Raw genomic sequence first — 18368 nt, forward strand, 5'->3', positions numbered from 1 at the left:
AGGTCAGAAATATATGATTTTTAAACAGAAAATTCTCACTAAATAATTGTTTTTAAATATATTACAGTACCATTAACAATTTGCACTAACCAACCAATATGCTCAAGGGTATAGCATTTATCCCAATTTTTATATGCTTCCAGCTTTCATTTGGACAAGCACGATATCCAATATTTGGAAAAGTTCTTGATCAAAATACTCAAGAACCTATTTCTGGAGCCAGCGTAATAATCGAAGGGGAACTAGAGGAATACAATACAGATACAGACGGTGGATTTTACTTGGAAATAGCCCTGTCTGGGGATTATATATTAAGAATAGCATATCGAGATTATGAGGAAAAACGACTACCTATTATGCTAGAAGGAAATGAACTTAATCTTGGATCCATTTATCTGCAAAGGGATATTTCAGTTGAAAAGCAAGATAATTTAATCACACTTACCGATGCTGAATTGCTAGATGATGAGGGTACCTCAAACTCTTTGGGCCTTTTACAATCCACTCGTGATATATTTCTAAGTAGGGCGGCATTTGACTTTGGTCAGGCTTTCTTTAGGGTACGTGGATATGATGCCCAACAAGGAGAAGTGTTACTGAACGGCGTGCTGATGAACAAAATTTATGATGGCCGTCCACAGTGGAACAACTGGGGTGGTTTAAATGATATAACTAGAAACCAACAATATACCAATGGGCTTGAGGCTTCCGATTATACATTTGGAGGTATCTTGGGAAACACTAATATCAATCTAAGACCTTCTGGATTACGACCAGGGTTAAGGCTTTCGACATCGGCATCAAATAGGACATATAACGGCAGAATAATGGCTACGTATAATTCTGGTATTACAAATAAGGGATTGGCCTATATGGTTTCTTCATCAAGAAGATGGGCCAAGGAGGGATTTGTAGATGGTACATTGTATGATGCTTACTCCCTTAGTGGCCTACTAGAATATAAAATCAATGCTAAAAATAGTTTGTTGGTTACCGGTATTATCGCATCGAATAGAAGGGGCAGGTCCTCGGCAATTACCGAGGAGGTATCCGGTTTGAGAAGTAATACATATAACCCATATTGGGGCTTACAAGATGGTAAAATTAGAAATTCTAGGGAACGTAGAATTTCGGAACCTTTGGTGATGCTAAATTATTTTTACGAAACCGATGCACTTGATATATCTATTGGTGCTCTTTTTCAAAAAGGCAGCCAAAATAAAAGTAGGTTGGGCTACTTTAATGCCCCGAACCCAGACCCTTCTTACTACAGGTATTTGCCTAGTTTTTATATCAATAGCCCTATAGGTGCAAACTTTATAAGTGCTGAGGAAGCTAAAATCACTTTTCAAGAAAGTCCCCAGTTGAAATGGCAGAAACTATATGATGCCAATTCAAGTAGCTCTCAAAATGGAAAAGCGGCATATTTGCTTTATGATGATGTAGTTTCAGACACACAGTTCACAGTCAACCTAAACGGAAATTTAAAACTATCAAATAAAATAAATCTTGGTTTTGGATTCATGAACAGATATTTAAAATCGGAAAACTTTGCGGAACTAAACGATTTGTTCGGTGCAGATTACCACGAGGATATTGACCCTTTTTCAAATACCCGAAATAATCTTGTAGACGATGTTCAGAAACAGGAAGGCGAAACTTTTAATTACAGTTATGAATATGATGCGAAAGAAATAAAGGTATATACACAATTGACTTTTGACTTAAACAATTGGAAAGGCTTCTTGGCAGGTCAATTTATTGATAATCAATTCTTGCGTAATGGAATTTTTCAAAATGAAAGATTTCCTGAAAGTTCAAAAGGTGAAAGTACGACCATGGAGTTTTCCAACTTCGGAATTAAAGGTGGACTAACTCATTCGATAACCGGAAGGCATTGGGTTTCACTCCAAGGAGCATTGATAAACAAGGCGCCTTTATTGCAAAACGTTTTCGTAAACCCAAGAGAATCAAACAATATAGTTCCCGATTTACAGAAAGAAACCATTTCTACGATAGATATCAATTACTTTTTAAGAATGCCCAATTTAACAGGGCGTTTAACCGGGTTTTATACGAGATTCCAGAACAATACCGATGTCAATTATTTTTTCGTTGATTCGGGACTTGGATCAGATTTTGTTCAAGAAGTATTAACCGATTTGGACAAGTTGCATATGGGAATAGAATTGGGTTTGGAATACCAGCTGACATCCACCTTTAAATTATCCATGGTTACATCCATCGGCAAATATATTTATGCAAGTGACCCTAATGTGACCATTAATTTTGATACGGCTTCAGCGGAAGAGGAACTAATTAATGTTGATGGATTTAAGGAACTGGGCCCAGCCAAAATTAAAGACCTCAAACTTGCACAGGGGCCACAAAAAGCATTTGCTTTTGGTATGGAATATAGGGATCCAAAATATTGGTGGGTAGGAATGACAGCGAACTATTTGGCGAACAACTATGCTAATATCTCAACCATTACAAGAACATCAAGTTTTTATCTTGATCCAGAGACAGGGCAGAATTTTCCAGAGGCGACAGAAGAGAATGTAAATAGATTGCTGAGGCAAAAGCCTTTGGATAATTTCTATTTATTAAATCTTGTAGGTGGAAAATCCTGGTTGAAAAAGGGAAAATATATAGGTCTTTTCTTTAGTGTAAATAACCTTTTTGATGCCAAATTCAGAACTGGGGGTTATGAACAAAGTAGAAATGGCAATTTTGGTCAGTTGCAACGGGATAATTTAAGCGGAAGTCCTTCTTTCGCCCCAAAATATTGGTATGGTTACGGAAGAACCTATTTTTTAAACCTTGCAGTAAGTTTTTAAACCATGTTGGAAAGAAAAATTATATATAGAACTTTTGAAAGAGTTTTCTGTTTCTTGATCTTGTTACAACTATCGGGATGTGTCAATGGTAGGAATTTTGATGCTTTGGAAAGTTCTTGTGAAACCCAATTAAAGGCAAACACGACATATGCCCAATTGAAAGAACTTTACAAAGGTGAAACTCTTCAAATCCAAGAGGATTTAGTAATTGAAGGCTATATTAATTCATCTGATAGTACCGGCAATTTTTTTGGTGTGCTTTATTTTCAAAACAATCCTGACAATCCAACTGACGCCCTATTTATTGAAATTGATGTAAGGGATTCCCATCTTTTCTATGAATTAGGGGATAAGGTTTTAATTAAGCTAAAAGGCTTATATCTGGGATATACTAGAGGTAATTATAAACTTGGTGGTGTCTTTACCTCATTTGGAAGTACTTCTGTAGGAAGATTGCCTTACAATGCAGTTTTTCAACATGTTTTGATTTCCTGTGATTCTAAAAACTCGATCACACCAACACTAACCAGCATTCCTGAGCTAAAGGAAGAAATGATAAACACATTGATTAGATTCGAAAACATGGAGTTTTCTTTGGAAGAATTGGGTAAACCCTATGCGGAAAAGGAGGAAGAAACGGAACGAATACTTTTAGATTGCGATGACAATGAACTGATTATGCTAAATAGCGGATACTCAGATTTTCGGGCAGATTTGATTCCCGTTTTAGGGGGCAGCATAACCGGGGTGTTAACGAAAGAGGGTGAAGATTATAAGCTTATAGTTCGCGATTTAAGTGATATTGATTTTACCCAGGATAAATGTGAAGATTTGATAGATGAATTTACTTCCAACCAACTATTTTTCAGTGAACTTGCCGACCCGGAGAATAACGTAGGAGCTCGTTTCATGGAGCTTTATAATTCATCTACCGAGCCACTTTCCTTAAAAGGGTGGCAAATACTAAGATATACTAATGCCAATACCGAGGTGAGTTCTTCAATTGATTTATCTGGATATACCATTGACGGAGAAAGTACCCTTGTTATTTCACCTAACGCTGAAATATTTGAACAGGTTTATGGGTTTTCGCCAGATATAGCGGTGGGAACTAACTCACCTGCAGATTCAAACGGAGATGACAACCTTCAATTAGTAGATCCTTTTGGAATCGTCATTGACGTATTTGGAATTCCCGGAGAGGATGGTTCCGGCACAAACCACGAGTTCGAGGACGGAAAGGCAATAAGAAGACCGGAGGTGAACGAGGGAGCATCTGAATTCCAATTCTCACAGTGGGAAATCTACAATGATACCGGAGAGGCTGGTACTTTGAATCAGCCTCAATTGGCACCCGATGATTTTACTCCTGGAATAAGGTAATCCTTATTTGATTTTTTTTAGTGAATCAGCAGTCAAGGGTTTTACCAAATAGGATTCTACCGTAGAGTAGGATTTGGCCTTGGCCATATTTTCAGGACTAACAAAGGAACTAACAATATAAATTTTGGAGTTTTTTCGCTGGTTTTCCGGAATGTTTTCAAACTCTTCCAGAAAGGCCCATCCATCTTTTTGTGGCATATTGAGGTCTAAGAGTATAATTTCGGGAATAGGGACGTTTTCTATTAATAGGCCAATTAAACTATCTATAGCTTCCTGTCCATCCGCATAACTAAGGGCATTATCGCAAAACCCAACATCTTTCATGAGTTTTTTCGTAGTAAAGGCGAAAAACTCATCGTCATCTATGATACAACAACCGTCAAACTTACTCATTCACAAGTGTATTAGTTTGCATTAAAAGCCATTAAAATCTTCGTTATAACTACAAAGGTAATTCATTCAAACCATGATTGGTTTTAAACAATTTAAACAAAAAAATTAGGGGGACTTAAAAAAACTATGCAGTTAATTAACTCCTTATTGGAATTTTGCAAATTATGTTGCAAAGCAATACAAATTTATAAAAAAACAAAAGTTATTTAACAGAATTAAATCAACTATTATTTGGATAGGGTCTTTATAATATCTTCTAAATCGTTTGGGGTTATTGGCTTAAGAATATAATTTGTTACATTCTTATAATTTTTAACTTTCTCTAAATCCAGTGGTTCCACAGAAGAACTTATAATATAGATTAGGGTTTTTTCAAGATTATTACTAGGTATATGTATAAACTCATCCAAAAATTCCCACCCGTTGAATACGGGCATATTTAGATTTAAAAATATGACCTTAGGTATTTTCAGCCCCTGGTCAGAAATTTTTTTGAGCCCTTCCAGAGCTTCTGGACCATTGTTGAAAATAATCAGATCATCACAAAAATCAACTTTTTTCATTATCCTTTTTGTCCCATAAATAAATACGGGGTCATCATCTATTATACAACATTTTTCAATCTTACTCATATCATTTACTATATTCTATTCTGGGTTAGAATCAGTTTTTAACCTTTTACAATATTACTTTCAACTGGTATCTTCCTCAAATAGATTCTATTTAATTTTGGCTCACGAAAAAGCCTATTCCTTTAGCATTTTGATTGGTACGAAAGGTATGGTACTACAAGCTTTGTTTTTTTCGTGTCTTTAAAATATATTAAAAGACCATTATCACAAAAAACGATTAACATCCATTCGTTTTCTTCTTCAGATTTAAAAATGCACGGCTTTTAACCTGGAGTATTATATTAAAGTGAATTAGTATATAAATTAGGGAAAATACTTTCAAAATCAAAATTGGCAATATCCTTATAACTATAATAGTTTTGTTCTATTTCATTTTAGGCTTAACAAAGATTATCCTAAATCTTTGGGATAATTTAAAATTTTAAATCTGTGTTTAAAGTGGGTATGGTCAAAGAAGTATCTTTGAAAAGGAAATTAGCGATTTGTGTTTCAAAATGTATAAGGAAATATGAAGATTTCGTAAGCATTTAAGTTAAGATTTTAGTCAGTTTTTTTTTGGAAAAGAATTATTTATATAAAATTATGAAGGAAAATATTTTTGATTCTATTAGAAAAGGTAGTTACCAAGAGGTGAAGGACTTATTGGAAACAAATCCTAATCTATTGAATAAGAAGGATGAAAGAGGGTCCACTCCATTGATCTTAGCGACTTACTACAATCAAAAAGAAATTACCTCTTTATTACTTCAAAAGGGGGCGGATATAAATGAAAGGGACGGAGCTGGGAATACACCATTGATGGGCGTCTGCTTTAAGGGTTATTTGGATTTGGCCAAATTGTTAATTAAGGAAGGAGCCAGTATAAACGAACAAAATTCTATGGGGGCAACGGCTCTTATTTATTCGGTTACATTCAACAAATACAATATTGCCAAACTATTATTGGAAAATGGTGCAGAAAAAAACATTAAGGACCTACGGGGAAATAGCGCATTAGATTATGCCAAGGAAAAGCAGGATGCCGAACTTATTCAATTATTAGAATCTTAGACTTAAAGCATGATTATGAGCAAAAGTATTAAAATAGCTTTGGTACAGTCCCCAATTATTTGGGAAAAACCCTCGCAAAACAGAGATTTTTTTTCTTTAAAAATTAAGTCAGTTTCTGAAGATGTAGACTTAATTGTCTTACCTGAAATGTTTACTTCAGGTTTTACAATGTCACCTGAAAGAATGGATGAAAATGAAGGAGCAATTACGGTAAAATGGATGCAGGAAAAAGCTAAAGAACAAAATGCCGCAATTACAGGCAGTATTGTCGAAACCGAAAATGGATACCATTATAATAGATTATATTTTGTTGAGCCCAATGGAAACATTTCCAAGTATGATAAGAGGCATACCTTTACACTTGCCGGGGAAAATGAAAAATATGAAGCAGGTAATGACCATTTGATTGTCGAATACAAAGGTTTTAAAATTTGCCCCATGATATGTTACGATCTTAGGTTTCCTGTCTGGAGTAGAAACACTTTTGACTATGATATTTTAATGTTCGTTGCTAATTGGCCAAAACCCCGAGTTGGCGCATGGGATACTTTGCTTAAGGCCAGAGCCATTGAAAACATGTGTTATTGTATAGGTGTCAATAGAGTTGGAGTTGATGAAAAGGGACTGGAATATGTGGGTCACTCGGCCGTCTATGATGCACTAGGAAAACAATTGGTTTATTCAGCTGAGGAGGAAATATTGGAAACAACAATAAACAAGGAACACCTTGTTGAAATCAGAAATAAGCTAAGATTTTTAGAAGATAGGGATCAATTCAAATTATTGTGAATTAACCAAAGAAAATAACATTACTAAATCATCTTCTTTCTTAAGAGATAACTTCTCCTTTTTTGCAATATCAAGGAATGAAGACGGCAGTTTTTGTTTGATGGATTTTTTATTGGACGGTAACTTTGATACGTTGCCATTTTCTTCTTGAAAGTATAGGTCCGATGTTATAACCACTCGATCAACACTTTCAATATTTAGGAGCTTTGCGTCCGTAGGTGCTTTTTTTATATTAATATCATAAACCTTATAAAGGTTATGCTTTCCATTTACAAGGATTTCAGCAAAAATTGGTTTCTTTTTATTATCTAACTTCAAAGGAATAAATTTCTTTCCATTTAGAAAAACATCAATCCCTTTGGCAGGATATAGAGCTATAATATTCTTTTCCTTTAAAATCTCTATTTCATTATGATAGGCGTTAAATCTAGCTAAGAGCTTTACCTTTTTTTTATTTGTAAAATCAGTAATGGTCCCTTGCTCCCATTCTTCATTCAAATAGATACTACCAACTATTTTGTTTCCGCTCGTTTGGGAAACTCTTAAAAAAGGAACATCCAAATTTCCAATTTGTATAGAGCCTTCATCCCCTTTTGCATAGGTATTGGGTTGTGAAAACAGGGAAAATGTTGTTGAAATGAATAAAAAAGCAATACTTATTTTAGATATTTTCATGTATTTTAATCAAGAATATTAAAGGTAATGTTTTCAATCCAGTTGGCCCTCATCTCTATGAGGTTGGGGTAATAGGAAACTCTTTCGGGCTGTATTTTCTTCAAGTAGTTTCCTGTATCCCATTGCCCATTATTGTTTGCATCAAAAATCACTCTTAATAAATACTTACCAGGATTTAAGTTGTTAAATTCTAAGGGTTTCGGCTCTTTGAGCATCTGCTCTCTTTGAACTTCCTCCTTTTCATTGGTAAGTTGAACAACTATAGGGTATTGAATAGTGTTGCCGCTTAGATTTACCGTTAAATCACCATAATCAGCAAAACTATTCGTGCTTAAAGCATAATTCAATGTATCGTTGGATATTCCAAAAAAATCGATAACCGCACCTGGTAATAGCTCCATTGTATATCTTTCATTTGGTTCCACTTTGAAGTCAAAATTTAATTGGTTGTACAAGCTATCCAGCATAACAGTATACGCCACTTGAAGGGTGTCTTGCTTTTGTAAAACAATTTTTGAACTGTCTATAGCTCGTAAAGGTGTATTGGCATAAATAGAGAAATTCTCATTGAAATTTAAAGTACCGGTTTGGCTAGGGGTTAGTTTAAGTGAATCTATGCCCACCTTTCTGCTTTTAACATTGAAAGTGTCTATTAATTTTAGATTATCATTGGTGACAGTAAAGAGTATGGAGTCCATTTCGTATGGAGTAAACCAAAAATTTAACGTGTCCTTATCCCTTTCTTTAAGAATGGTCGTTTTTACGGAATCGGGAATTATGGTAATGGGTCGGATAATTATATTATCACCTTCACCATAATATCCAAAACTTATTTTGTTTTTTGCCACCAAAGAGGGTACAGTAATACCATAATCTGGAATTTCCCTAAATAAGTTCAATAAGTATATCGAATCCGTAGGAAGTTGAACGGTATCTTTTATAAAAGCAATTTTGTCCGTATTCTGGTCAAAAATGTTGTTTTTTGCCTGGTCTTTAATTGCCATTAAAGCATAAGTACCTTCCTTCAAGTTTTGTAGGTTAAAAATTATGGTACTGTCCAGCGTGTTGGTTATATAGTTGGGAGGTCTTTTGTAGATAGTAGAGTCTGTATATGAGGAATCGATACTGTAGAGCATTACACTTATAAACTCATCAGCTTCCTTATTAAATGCATCTTTTACAACTCCTTGTAACTCTAGGGAATCAATATAATCTCCAGTAGAGAAAACATAAGTTAGAAAGCTATTTGGGTTACCTTCGTTATTGTCCACAATACTTTGCCCAAAATTAATGGTGTAGGTCGTATTTTCCTTTAAGGTATCTTTTAGAACAATTTCCACGAATTTATTTGCATTTCCCTGCGGACTTAACATGGGTTGATACTTCAGCGGCGGCGACACAATAAGTTGCTCTTGAACTTTTTCAAGTTTTACCAACTCATCAAAATATAATCTAATTTTATTGCCTTTAAAATTAGTGCTCATATTTTCGGGTTCAGCTCTAATCAGAACTGGAGGAGTAACGTCTTTGGGGCCTCCGGTCGGAGTTCCTTTTCTGGCACATTGGTAAAATGCCGTTATTGCAAGAAAAATAAAAACATAGGCTAAGATTCTGCGTAGCATAAAAAGATAATATAGGGCAAAGAAACAATTTATTCTTTAAAAATTATGTGACAATGGCCATGCTTACAACATATAAAGTTGTGCCTTCAATATTTAGCAAGGATTCCGCACAAAGTTCCATCGTTGCCCCTGTAGTTATAACATCATCTACAAGCAGGATGGTTTTGTTTGTCAATAGGTCTTTATTGACTAGAATATAGAGCGACCTGTTGTCGTACCATCTTGCCAGCCTATTTTTCTTGGTCTGTGTTCTGGTATTTGCTGTTTTGACCAAAACATTTTCTATACAATCACATTTTAGGCGGGCTGCCAGTTGCTTTGCAAATAAGGTAGTTTGATTATACCCCCTTTTTTTTAATTTTCTTCTGTGTATCGGAACTGGGATTACAAAATCTATTTTTGGGAGGTAATTGTTGTGTAAAATAATTTGGCCATACCAGTCTCCCAGGAACTTGCCAATCTGCTCCTGATTTCTATATTTTAAGTTGTGGATTAGGTTTTTTACAACTCCGTGTTCCGTAAAATGAAGGAAGGAACTCGCTTTTTTTATGTTAATTCTGCCATAAAAGATACGGTCAACAGGGTTTTCTTCGTTAAAGTTATAATCGGTGAGTGGCAATTGATGTCGACAAACGGTACATAAAAGTTTCTCTCCTCTATTTAATCGGTTATTACATCCAAAACATGTAGGAGGCAATAGGAGGGTGTTTATATCATTTGCTATATTTGAAAGCTTGGTGAGTAACAAATCTTACTAATTTTTTTAACCTACTAAACACCCATTTATTTGGATGGACAATCAAGATACTAAATTCAATTATAAAATAATTCTTGCCGCAATGGCAGCAGTTATAATTGGTATCTTAATTGCCTTTTATTACAGCTATGCACAATCCAAGACGGAAATCAACTTTTTGGAGCAGCAAAAAGATGTATTGGTGAAGGACCTTACCATCATGAAGGCAGACTTAGACCGACTTTCCGCATTAAATGAAATGAACGATATTGAGTTACAGGATGCCAAGTTTCAGGTACAACAATTAAAGGACTCAGTAGGTAGATTAAATTTCACTGTAGGCAGATTAAGGGAATTCAAATCGGAATTAAGAAGATTAGAGGCCAAAAACGATAGTCTAAAACTCAAAAATAACTTTCTCCGCTATAACAATACCTTGTTGACGGATAAATACGATGATGCAAGAAAGCAGATAGAACTGCTTAGGGCCAATAGCAATTCGTTGGCCGAGGCTGAGGCATTGCAACGAAGAAAGATTATGGAGTTGAATCAGCAACTGAAAGTAAAAAACTATCTAAAGTTGGATTACTCCGAAGGTTCAGGTTTTCGTTTAAGAGGCTCGCGACCTGTGGGTACGAATAAAGCTTCAACTATTGAAAAGCTACGGGGTTGCGTCACCGTTCTTGCTGACCCTAATGTAGATGAATCCGAAAAAATAATCTATCTGCAATTTTTAGATCCAAATAAACAGATCATAGAGGATAATGCAAATACAATTACCGTAAACGGAAATATTTATAGCAAAAGGGTAGAGTTCCAATATTTGGGTGTGGAAACTTCCATTTGTGATTTCGTGACCATCCCTGAGGGTTCCTTAAAGGAAGGAACGTATACCCTTAATATCTTTGAGGATGAAAGACTCATCACTTCCTCCGAATTTCAATTAAAATAATCATACTTCTTTTAGACTAAAATTCTATTTTTGCAGCATGGCAAATCAAGAAGATAATTTTAAGAAGGTAATTTCCCATGCGAAGGAATACGGCTATGTATTCCAATCCAGCGAAATATATGATGGTTTAAGTGCTGTTTATGACTACGGTCAGAATGGGGCAGAACTTAAGAAGAATATCCGGGAGTATTGGTGGAAGGCCATGGTCCAGTTGAATGATAACATCGTTGGCATTGATGCTTCAATTTTCATGCACCCTACGACCTGGAAAGCTTCTGGTCATATAGATGCATTCAATGATCCGTTAATTGATAATAAAGATTCGAAAAAACGATACAGGGCGGATGTACTTATTGAGGATTACGTCGGTAAAATCGATGCTAAAATTGAGAAGGAAGTAAAAAAGGCTGAAAAACGTTTTGGTGATAACTTCAACAAGAAAAAATTTCTTGAAACCAATGGACGTGTAGTAGAATACACAGAAAAAGGAAAAAGTATTTTAAGCAGAATGGCTAAATCCCTGGAAAAAGAAGATTTGGCAGATGTAAAAGCATTAATAGAGGAATTGGACATTGCTTGCCCTATGTCGGGCTCCAAGAACTGGACAGATGTAAAACAGTTCAACTTAATGTTCGGAACAAAGCTTGGTGCTAGTGTGGATTCTGCAATGGATTTGTATTTAAGACCAGAGACCGCACAGGGAATTTTCGTAAACTTTTTGAATGTTCAAAAGTCGGGTCGAATGAAAATTCCATTTGGAATTGCCCAAACCGGAAAAGCTTTTAGAAACGAAATAGTTGCCAGACAATTTATCTTTAGGATGCGTGAGTTCGAGCAAATGGAGATGCAGTTCTTCATACAGCCTGGAACTCAGCAGGAATGGTACGAGCATTGGAAAGAAAATAGAATGAAATGGCACCTGTCCCTAGGTATGGGCGAGGACAACTATAGATTTCATGATCACGAAAAGTTGGCACATTATGCAGATGCTGCAGCGGATATAGAATTTCGTTTTCCTTTTGGTTTCAAGGAATTGGAGGGAATACACTCCAGAACGGATTTTGACTTGGGTAGCCACGAAAAATTTTCAGGAAAAAAACTACAGTATTTTGATCATGAAACCAATAAAAACTATGTACCCTATGTTTTGGAGACTTCTATTGGTTTGGACCGTATGTTCCTAGCGGTATTTTCAAATTCATTACAGGAGGAGGAATTGGAAAACGGAACTTCAAGAACTGTATTGAAATTGCCAGCGGTATTAGCGCCGACGAAAGCAGCTATTTTACCTTTGGTTAAAAAAGATGGTTTACCAGAAATAGCCCAGGAAATCATTGAGGACCTTAAATGGGATTTTAATGTAACCTATGATGAAAAAGATGCAGTAGGTCGCAGATATAGGAGACAGGATGCAAATGGCACCCCATTTTGTATTACTGTAGACCATCAAACCAAGGAGGATCAAACGGTTACTATTCGCCATCGGGATTCCATGGAGCAGGAAAGGGTTCCGATTTCAGAACTAAAAAGCATTATTCACCAAGCAGTGGATATGCGTTATTGGTTGAAAAAAATGGAAAACCTACAGCCCATAGGCTAAATTAAAACCTCCATAAAAATTTCTATCGTTTCCAGGGTAATAATACCGAGGCTCAGCTCCTCCAAACCCTTGGGTGTTGATCAGTACCGATCGAGCATAAAGAATATCAAACAAATTATTCACACCAAAATTAACTCCAAAAGTGAATTTTGGTGTGATTTTTTTTCTATAGCCGGCTCTGAAATTTACAAGATTAAAAGAATCACTATACAGGTCGTTGGCGTCCGTCAGCGGAATACTCCCAACATGTTGATAAATCAGATTTAGATAGTAATTACCAAAGAATCGATTTTGCAATCCCATGGTTATCCTGTGATTGGGTACACCCGTTAAATCATTTCCTGAGTAGTTGTTCCCATCATCCACAAAATCTGTGAATTTATGGCGGTTGAGGTTGTAATTGATGAAAGGGTTTATTTGAAAATTAGAGGTTGGTGATAACAAATTATAGTCCATAGCAAGTTCCAGACCTTGATGTCTGGATGCACCAGCATTTTTTTCTATAAATTGATCGTCCCCGACTTGTTCTCTAATAAGTAGGTTTTTTACATTAATTTGGTAAAGGGTTACATTAATTTTTAGTCTATTATGAACAAGTAAAAGATTTGTTCCAACTTCGTAATTAATACCTGTTTCTTGCTTAATATCCGGGTTTATAACCCCTTCCGGTGTTAGCGTTCTTTCCAAGCTTGGGTTGGTAAATCCTCTACTGATGTTCCCGAACAATTCTTGATACTCATTAAACTTATAATTAAGGCTTAAACTGGGTAGTAGAATAGGGTCAAAATTCCTGCTACCACTATTATTCAAATTTCCTTGGTTAAATCTATCTTGAAGATTAAAATCTGTTTTATTCAGGTTTAATCCCAATTGTGCCGTAAATGAACTTGAGAATGGATATTGTAAGGTCGAAAATAGATTCCATTGACTTCGAAATTCTTTATTTTTTGCGAACTGATTTCCTTTTAAACTACCATTTCCGTTATTTTCCTGGTAAAGATTTTCAAACTCATCCCAATCATATTCATCCTTGTATAGTTCCCCACCGAACGAATAATTGGTCTTTTTGTTAAGTAATTGAAGATTACCTGAAAATAGTGACCTGAAACCAAACCCATTGGTAATTTCCTCTAAAATACCAAATGGCCTCGCCTCTATTTTGTCCAGATAATTATAGAAAATACTGGTCGCATTTTTAAAGTTTTCCGAGAATGTATGCTGTAGTGAAACACCCATTAGTGTCTGGTTGTTCGTTTCATACCCTTTTGATGCGCGCCAAGTAAACGTGGCTTGAGTAGGGTCTTCATTAAAAGCTGTAATTCCTAGGGAACTTGGTATTTGTGCCGTATAATCTATGTGGTTAACCAGTAATGAGAGTTTGTTTTTGGAGCTTAGCTGATACGAAGTGTTGAGCAAAAAACCATCACGTTCAAAATTGTTATTATCTCTATATCCATTTGTTTCTAAATGTCCATATTGAAGATTGAGTCGGAGTTTACCATCATAATGGTTTATAGCCAAATTATTTTTTATCAAGCCGTAAGAACCAACGGTAAAATTATTGCTAAGGTTCGTGGATCTCCCTAAAGCTTCTTTTGGTGTAAGAATGATTGCACCTCCAAGATTTGCCCCGAATTCTGTTCCTTTGGGTCCTTTTACCACTTCTATTTGACCAAGATTTTCCAAATCATAGGATTCTATCGTAGATGATCCCGTGCCGTTCGTAACAGGAATGTCATTATAGTATAATCGTAATTTATCCGTTCCAAAAAGTGTTCTTGCGCCAATGCCCCTTATAGTGATCCTGTTGGTGTTAAGCGCCCCGGATAAGATATAAACACCTGGGATTTGATTTATTGAAGACACCATATCCACCGGACTATAATTTTGAAAGGTTTTGGCTGAGATAACATCCGAAGGCGTAATACCTATAACCTTTTTTGTTTTAAGGGCATCTATAAGGATTACTTCCTCTAGTTGCGTAACACTATCCCTGTTGACTGGAATTTGGGCTTGGGAAAAAAAAACAGTAAAGAGTAAAAAAAAAGGTAAGTACTTCATTGAAATATAGATGAAATACAAATTTAGGACTTAAAATCTAAACCCAATAGAGAGTCCTGCCCTATACATAAATGCATTTTGAAAATCTTCCGGGTTAATATTTCTCCCAATCCCTCCATGTATTTCTAAAGTAAAACGCTCGCTTCTTGTAACCCATTTATTTCCAATTCCTAGGCCTAACGCTGTTGTGCCATAGTCGTTATTTCGGGCACCTAAAGCACTGGTATTTGTTTCATCTTCACCTGAATAATAAAGCCCGAATGCTTCTGCAAAAAAACCACTTCTAGGTATATACCCAAAGTAGGCTCTAAGGTTGGGGCCTATTCCAAAATTACCATTGTAGTCTGTAGCATCTCCATTTATATAAATAGTTCCACCTATACTGGTATCCTCGGTAAAAAAATATTCATAGGAACCTTCAACGGTGGTAGTTGCCAAGAATTGACCAATATTAAACTTCATTTCATGATTATTTTCAAAACGAGGATAGGCCTGGCCCAACATAGATAATGATGTACCACAGGCAAATAGAAGCAATAAAGAATATTTCATGATTATTGTTTTACATAACATTAGAACACGAGCAAAGGTTGTTCCAAATTATGCAAAGTTAGGATTTTAGTGAGGTATTGATTGGAGATTTGGGAGATGCTTTTCTATTTTTGGTCAAAACCCAAAGGAATGAAAATAGTTTCCTATAATGTAAATGGAATACGCGCCGCGCTGAGAAAAGATTTTTTGGTTTGGTTAAAAGCTGTTGATCCAGATGTGGTATGTCTGCAAGAAATAAAGGCAAATAAGGAGCAGTTGAATCTAGCGTTATTTGAGGAAGCCGGCTATCCTTATAATTATTGGTTTAGCGCACAAAAGAAAGGGTATAGTGGGGTGGCGATTTTGTCCAGGAAAAAACCAGATGAGATTACCGTGGGAACCGGTATAGAGTATATGGATTTTGAAGGACGGAACATAACCGCACATTTTGGAGATATTGCTGTAATGAGTATGTATTTACCATCAGGGACTAATTTGGCTAGACTGGAACATAAACTTACCTATATGGCCGATTTCCAAAAATATGCGGATGAATTTAGAAAAAATCATCCCAATTTAATTGTGCTTGGTGATTATAATATTTGCCATCAGGCCATTGATATCCATAATCCTGTGGGTCTAAAAAATGTTTCCGGTTTTTTGCCTGTAGAGCGGGAATGGATTGGCAATTTCATTAAGAGCGGTTTTACGGATAGTTTTAGACATTTTAATAAGGAACCCGATAATTATACCTGGTGGAGCTATAGGGCAAATGCTAGGTATAACAATAAAGGATGGCGTTTGGATTATGGGATGGTTGCGGAACCTTTATTGGATAAACTGGAGCGATCAATTATTCTGTCCGAAGCGAGGCATAGTGATCATTGTCCAATTTTGCTGGAACTAAAAGATTGAACTGAAATTAGAATCGTTGATATTTTGTAATTTTGATTTTTCAAAAATATAACCAACCTACATGAAATATACCAATCTTCCACATACCGATATTGAAGTAAGTAAAATTTGCCTGGGTACCATGACTTGGGGAAATCAAAATACGGAGGAAGAGGGCCATGAGCAAATGGATTATGCCCTTGATCAAGGAATTAACTTTTTTGATACCGCCGAGCTCTACCCCATTCCGGCCCATCCAGACAGGCATTCGTTGACTGAAAAAATAATTGGAACCTGGTTTAAGAAGAACGGAAATCGCGATAAGGTCGTTTTGGCAAGTAAAATTGCAGGTAGGGCAGATTTTACAAAGTTTATTAGGACGACCGGTTTCACACGGGAGTCGATAATCGAGGCTCTAGAGGGCAGTTTACAACGGCTACAAACAGATTACATTGATTTATACCAGTTGCATTGGCCGGAACGAAACACGAATTATTTTGGGCAAAGAGGCTATGTCCACGATATTTCTGATCACTGGGAAGATAATATTCACCAAGTTTTGGAAACATTACGGGATTTAATGCGGGAAGGAAAGATTAGACATGTGGGTATTTCCAATGAAACGCCTTGGGGAACCATGCGATTTTTGGAAGAAAGTAAGGTACATGCTTCCCTGCCGAGGACCATCACGGTACAAAACCCTTATAGTTTACTTAATCGCCAGTTTGAGGTGGGAATGGCGGAAGTTTCCGCAAGGGAAAATATAGGTTTGTTGGCCTATTCCCCGTTAGGTTTTGGCGTATTGAGTGGTAAATATTTAGGCGATAGATTACCGGAAGGGTCGCGTATTGCACTTTTTCCTAATTATAAAAGATATAGTTCAGAAACCGCTGTGGCCGCTACCCAAAAGTATTATGAATTGGCGCAGGAGCATAACATCTCTTTGGCCCAGATGGCCTTGGCATTTGTGAATTCCAGGCCTTTTTTAACCAGTAATATTATTGGGGCCACGACCATGAAACAACTAAAGGAAAACATAGGGAGTGTTGATTTAACTTTGACTTCGGAAGTTCTTGAAAGTATTGAGGAAATACATAATCTTTATCCAAACCCAGCTCCATAACTATGAATTTATTGGTTTTTTTAAAGGTAGGATTTTGGCAAGTGGTCTTAATTATTGCGGTCATCATAATCATTTTGACCTTATCTAGAATAATGCGGGATAAGCGTTAGTTAAGAAAATGCGACCTACCTTTTCAAGGTTTACCTTTTGTTATGAATTCATGGAAAATATCCAAATTATATCCTTTTGATGTATTTACTATTTAGGTAAAATTCTATTAGCTTAGAGTCTTTATAAAATGGAAATATGCGTAATTGTACCCATATTTAAATTATTAGAAATCATCTTTGAATATTGATATAAAACAACCTTCTAATTAATTTTCACTTTATATAAACATGGAAAAAACAGTTTCGGAAGCTATTGTCTATAGGCGGTCGGTAAGAGTGTATAAAGATGAACCTATTGATCCTAAAAAAGTGAAACAATGCTTAATGAATGCCACATTAGCACCAACGAGCAGTAATCTTCAGCTTTGGGAGTTTTATCACATCACAGATAAGAAAACTATAGGTAAATTGGCAGAGGCTTGTTTTAACCAAAGTGCCGCCAAGACCTCCCAACAACTTGTAATTGTTGTAGCTCGTAAAGATTTATGGCGAAAACGAGCAAAGGCCAATATCAACTTTTTGAACAAAGTGTATGACAAAGATAATCTTACCGAACGCGATTTAAAGCGTAAAAAAATGGCTTCGAAATATTACAGCAAACTGATTCCAACGATTTACACAGATTTTTTGGGAATTCTTGGTTACATCAAATATGTTTTCTTTCAAATCGCTGGTGTTTTTAAACCTATTTATAGGCAAACCCGATTAAGTGATATGAGGATTGTAGCTCATAAAAGTGCTGCCTTGGCCGCTGAAAACTTTATGATAAGTATGGCTGCGATTGGCTATGACACATGTCCCATGGAAGGCAGTGATACTTTAAGGGTGAAAAGAATTCTAAAACTGTCCAGGGGAGCAGAAATAACAATGATTATTGGTTGTGGAATACGAGATGATAAGGGAATCTATGGGCCAAGATTTAGGGTGCCATTCGATGAGGTATACTTCGAAATATAATTATTAACCAAAGATGTATT

At 36.0% G+C, this 18368-nt stretch carries 16 protein-coding genes; 9 read left to right on the top strand and 7 right to left on the bottom strand.

What is annotated here, in order from left to right; translation table 11 throughout:
- Positions 1-98 precede the first annotated feature (98 nt).
- Complete coding sequence (locus PP182_RS05360) at positions 99-2840, top strand: carboxypeptidase-like regulatory domain-containing protein (RefSeq protein WP_272650306.1); 2742 nt, start codon at positions 99-101, stop codon at positions 2838-2840.
- Positions 2841-2843: 3 nt separating this feature from the next.
- Entirely contained in the window at positions 2844-4223 is a 1380-nt protein-coding gene (locus tag PP182_RS05365; protein ID WP_272650307.1) for a DUF5689 domain-containing protein, read from the top strand.
- A gap of 3 nt (positions 4224-4226) precedes the next feature.
- On the opposite strand, the gene PP182_RS05370 is transcribed toward PP182_RS05365, so the two are convergent.
- Positions 4227-4616 carry a response regulator gene (locus PP182_RS05370; protein WP_272650308.1) on the bottom strand — a complete coding sequence of 130 codons (390 nt, stop codon included), beginning with the start codon at positions 4614-4616 and terminating at the stop codon, positions 4227-4229.
- Positions 4617-4843: 227 nt separating this feature from the next.
- Positions 4844-5248, bottom strand: coding sequence for a response regulator (locus PP182_RS05375; protein WP_272650309.1), 405 nt, complete (start codon positions 5246-5248; stop codon positions 4844-4846).
- Between the two features lie 582 nt (positions 5249-5830).
- Between PP182_RS05375 and PP182_RS05380 the strand changes: the two genes are divergently transcribed.
- On the top strand, positions 5831-6298 hold the full coding sequence (locus PP182_RS05380; RefSeq protein WP_272650310.1) for an ankyrin repeat domain-containing protein: 468 nt from the start codon (positions 5831-5833) through the stop codon (positions 6296-6298).
- 15 nt (positions 6299-6313) lie between these two features.
- Positions 6314-7087 (top strand): amidohydrolase, encoded by a 774-nt coding sequence (locus tag PP182_RS05385; protein ID WP_272650311.1) that lies wholly within the window; start codon positions 6314-6316, stop codon positions 7085-7087.
- On the opposite strand, the gene PP182_RS05390 is transcribed toward PP182_RS05385, so the two are convergent.
- The 3 genes from PP182_RS05390 to PP182_RS05400 are packed head-to-tail and all read right to left on the bottom strand — an operon-like array spanning position 7079 to position 10132.
- Entirely contained in the window at positions 7079-7762 is a 684-nt protein-coding gene (locus PP182_RS05390) for a hypothetical protein (RefSeq protein WP_272650312.1), read from the bottom strand. The two genes, PP182_RS05385 and PP182_RS05390, sit on opposite strands and share 9 nt — an antisense overlap.
- Positions 7763-7767: 5 nt before the next feature.
- A complete protein-coding gene (locus PP182_RS05395) occupies positions 7768-9384 on the bottom strand; it encodes an Ig-like domain-containing protein (protein WP_272650313.1) in 1617 nt (538 codons plus the stop codon).
- Between the two features lie 43 nt (positions 9385-9427).
- Positions 9428-10132 carry a ComF family protein gene (locus tag PP182_RS05400; protein ID WP_272650314.1) on the bottom strand — a complete coding sequence of 235 codons (705 nt, stop codon included), beginning with the start codon at positions 10130-10132 and terminating at the stop codon, positions 9428-9430.
- Positions 10133-10175: 43 nt separating this feature from the next.
- Between PP182_RS05400 and PP182_RS05405 the strand changes: the two genes are divergently transcribed.
- The gene (locus PP182_RS05405; protein WP_272650315.1) at positions 10176-11072 is read left to right on the top strand and encodes a hypothetical protein; all 897 of its coding nucleotides are present in this window, start codon (positions 10176-10178) and stop codon (positions 11070-11072) included.
- Between the two features lie 37 nt (positions 11073-11109).
- Positions 11110-12672, top strand: a complete 1563-nt coding sequence (locus tag PP182_RS05410) for a glycine--tRNA ligase (protein ID WP_272650316.1) — start codon at positions 11110-11112, stop codon at positions 12670-12672.
- On the opposite strand, the gene PP182_RS05415 is transcribed toward PP182_RS05410, so the two are convergent.
- Positions 12655-14733 (bottom strand): TonB-dependent receptor family protein, encoded by a 2079-nt coding sequence (locus PP182_RS05415; protein WP_272650317.1) that lies wholly within the window; start codon positions 14731-14733, stop codon positions 12655-12657. The two genes, PP182_RS05410 and PP182_RS05415, sit on opposite strands and share 18 nt — an antisense overlap.
- 30 nt (positions 14734-14763) lie before the next feature.
- Positions 14764-15285, bottom strand: coding sequence for a hypothetical protein (locus PP182_RS05420; RefSeq protein WP_272650318.1), 522 nt, complete (start codon positions 15283-15285; stop codon positions 14764-14766).
- Between the two features lie 129 nt (positions 15286-15414).
- Here PP182_RS05420 and PP182_RS05425 point away from each other — a divergent pair, with 129 nt between their 5' ends.
- From PP182_RS05425 to PP182_RS05435, 3 genes are all read left to right on the top strand, one after another.
- Positions 15415-16179: an exodeoxyribonuclease III gene (locus tag PP182_RS05425; RefSeq protein ID WP_272650319.1), complete on the top strand. Its 765-nt coding sequence runs from the start codon at positions 15415-15417 to the stop codon at positions 16177-16179.
- 61 nt (positions 16180-16240) lie between these two features.
- Positions 16241-17281: an NADP(H)-dependent aldo-keto reductase gene (locus PP182_RS05430; RefSeq protein ID WP_272650320.1), complete on the top strand. Its 1041-nt coding sequence runs from the start codon at positions 16241-16243 to the stop codon at positions 17279-17281.
- A 338-nt stretch (positions 17282-17619) separates the two neighbouring features.
- Positions 17620-18348 (top strand): nitroreductase family protein, encoded by a 729-nt coding sequence (locus PP182_RS05435; protein WP_272650321.1) that lies wholly within the window; start codon positions 17620-17622, stop codon positions 18346-18348.
- Positions 18349-18368: the final 20 nt, after the last annotated feature.

It is taken from the genome of Maribacter sp. PR1 (assembly GCF_028464145.1).
Taxonomy (GTDB): Bacteria; Bacteroidota; Bacteroidia; order Flavobacteriales; family Flavobacteriaceae; genus Maribacter.